A 1,188-nucleotide genomic window follows, 5' to 3' on the forward strand; every position below is an offset into this window, starting at 1 on the left:
TATCAACACTTACAAAGAACGCAAGAATGTTGATAAGTACGCTAGCGTAGTGAGTTATGAAGATTTTGTAGAGAATGATTTTAATTTAAACATTCCCCGTTACGTTGATACTTTTGAACCGGAACCTGTTATCCCAATTGGACAGACGGTTAAAGAGTTATTTGAACTAGATCAAGAAGAACAGCGATTGTTCAATGAGTTGTCTCTATCGGTTAACGCTTTGGTTGCTACTCAGTCATTACAAGACGCTCATGATCTAGACAAATTCAAGGCCTACTTAAACGCCAAGGCTAAACGTAAACAGGTACAGGCACAACAGGAGTTACTATGATAGACCCTTACGACTTTCAAAATTTAAAACTTCCGGATATAGCTGAATATGAACGTGCTAAAGCTGGTCATATCTATCCAACAGGAACGTCAACATTACAAATATCAGCAACGCGGGGGCAAGTTGGATTTTTAAAGAAACCGAGCGAAGTTGAGTCGAAGTATGTAGCTATTATTCCGATTGCTGGTGTAAATCCAATGTATCTAAATGTAGTTTTACAAAAAAATATTCAGCAGTTTATGTACGTATTTAAGACAGGTCTTAATATCCAATTTGATGAATTAGCTAAATTCCCAGTGCAGCTACATAACGTTGAGACACAAGTAGCAATCGCTGAATTGTTTTCAAATTTGGATGAAAAGATTGAAACAGGAATTCAAATCGATCAGCAACTAAAAAATCAAAAGCAATGGATGCTAAGTAAGATGTTCATTTAGGAGGACAACGTGGCGGACAAGATAGACGCTGTTTTTAAAGATTATTATTCAGATAAAATCCAGTCAAAAATTAATTTTAGGATAGCTGAAATCAAGGGAAATCACACCACAGATGAAAATATTGGTGGGGGTCGTCTTAAAAATGTACACCGTAACTCAGTTGAAAAAGTCATGATTCGTATTCAACAAGACCGCATGATTATGTACTGGGAGGCACAGATTAAAGCTGTGAGAGGATATGTACATACGCTAGATAAAGATAATCAACAAATGCTAGCTTGGCACTACGCTCCTGGAGAGAAAGCGAAATCATGGCAACAAATTAGCCGATTAATGCACTTAGACCAGAGCACATGTAAGCGCCGGTTAGACAAGATAAAAAAAGACTTGCGTAAGTCAATGTTTAATCCTTGTGGATAA

At 37.1% G+C, this 1,188-nt stretch carries 3 protein-coding genes; all 3 read left to right on the forward strand.

Annotated features, from left to right (window positions below; genetic code table 11):
* Positions 1-331 (forward strand): N-6 DNA methylase (locus M4974_RS07820; protein ID WP_248715912.1); only part of this gene is annotated, 331 nt, incomplete at its 5' end.
* Positions 328-768, forward strand: coding sequence for a restriction endonuclease subunit S (locus tag M4974_RS07825; RefSeq protein ID WP_248715913.1), 441 nt, complete (start codon positions 328-330; stop codon positions 766-768). The genes M4974_RS07820 and M4974_RS07825, both read left to right, overlap by 4 nt.
* Before the next feature lie 9 nt (positions 769-777).
* Positions 778-1,188, forward strand: a complete 411-nt coding sequence (locus tag M4974_RS07830; protein WP_248715914.1) for a RinA family protein — start codon at positions 778-780, stop codon at positions 1,186-1,188.

Origin of the sequence: Convivina praedatoris (genome assembly GCF_933208495.1) — a bacterium.
Lineage (GTDB): Bacteria > Bacillota > Bacilli > Lactobacillales > Lactobacillaceae > Convivina > Convivina praedatoris.

Bases quoted from the DNA above. Each gene is read 5' to 3' on its own strand.
- M4974_RS07825 (WP_248715913.1), top strand. From the start codon at position 328: ATGATAGACCCTTACGACTTTCAAAATTTAAAACTTCCGGATATAGCT.